This is a genomic window from Chryseobacterium sp. VD8, from assembly GCF_037149975.1.
Classification (GTDB): Bacteria; Bacteroidota; Bacteroidia; order Flavobacteriales; family Weeksellaceae; genus Chryseobacterium; species Chryseobacterium indicum.
Window position 1 is genome coordinate 1 of record NZ_JBBCQL010000416.1, and the last position, 1,414, is coordinate 1,414.

Below are 1,414 nucleotides of genomic sequence, written 5' to 3' on the forward strand. Positions count from 1 at the left end.
AAGAACTGCAGCACCTGCAGTTCTTGTATTATCTGCTCTTACAGAATCTGAGTTGGTGGTCGACATGGAAGATTCTTTCGTACCGCAGCTTACTGCGAAAATTCCGACTGTTGCCATTAACAATAACTTTTTCATAATATTTTATTTTTGGTGTGAATAGGTTATTTACAGTTCAAGAATTGTTCCGATAAGGTAATATGAATATTAAAGTATCAATAAAATCAATTAAATTTTGTTAATAAATTATTTGGTACAGGATTTAAACAAATAAAAAGCCCCGAAACCGAAATTCCGGGGCTGTTTTGATATAAGAACAACGATTAGGTATTGTTCATTAATGATTATCCTAAATATGGATATTTGTAATCTTTAGGAGATACAAAAGTTTCTTTGATAGATCTTACAGAAGTCCATCTCAGTAAGTTCATTTTAGAACCTGCTTTATCATTTGTTCCTGAAGCTCTGCCGCCACCGAAAGGCTGCTGACCAACAACGGCTCCTGTAGGTTTATCGTTGATGTAGAAGTTTCCGGATGCATTTTCCAATGCTTTGAATGCTTCATTTACCGCATATCTGTCCTGTGCGAAAACAGATCCTGTTAAAGAATAAGGTGAAGAAGAATCTACCAACTGTAAAGTTTCAGCCCATTTTGCATCTTCATAAACGTAGATAGACAAGATTGGCCCGAAGATTTCCTCAACCATACTTTCGTACTGAGGATTTGTAGTTTCAATAACAGTAGGGTGTACAAACCATCCTTTAGAATCGTCTGTTTTACCGCCGATTACAACGTTTGCTTCATCTGAAGCATTCGCTCTGTCAATATATCCTTTACATTTTTCAAAAGAATTTTTGTCAATTACCGCATTTACAAAGTTAGACGGATCTTCAGGAGAACCGATTTTGATAGAAGCAATCTGAGTTTCCATTACTTTTTTCACATCTGCCCAAAGAGACTGAGGAATATACGCTCTGGAAGCCGCAGAACATTTCTGTCCCTGATATTCGAAAGCTCCTCTTACCAAAGCAGTTGCCACCGCTTCTACATTTGCAGAAGGATGCGCAATTACGAAATCTTTCCCTCCGGTTTCTCCAACGATTCTTGGATATGTTCTGTAATTATGAATATTGTCTCCGATCATTTTCCACATTCCCTGGAACACTTTTGTAGAACCTGTAAAGTGAAGTCCTGCAAAATCTCTGTGCGCCAAAACTTTCTCAGCCGTTTCTTTTCCATCCGTGAAGATCATGTTGATAACCCCTTTTGGAAGACCTGCTTCCGTAAGAACGTCCATGATTACTTTTGCGGAATAAACCTGCTTATCAGAAGGCTTCCAAACCACTACGTTTCCAAGCATTGCCATACAGGTCGGTAAATTTCCTGAAATCGCAGTAAAGTTGAAAGGAGTTACCG

1 protein-coding gene is annotated in these 1,414 nt (G+C 38.3%); it reads right to left on the bottom strand.

The features are described from left to right. Window positions 1–341: 341 nt before the first annotated feature. The coding region (locus WFK35_RS22750) for an aldehyde dehydrogenase family protein (protein ID WP_336734913.1) at window positions 342–1,414 on the bottom strand (1,073 nt) is incomplete at its 5' end.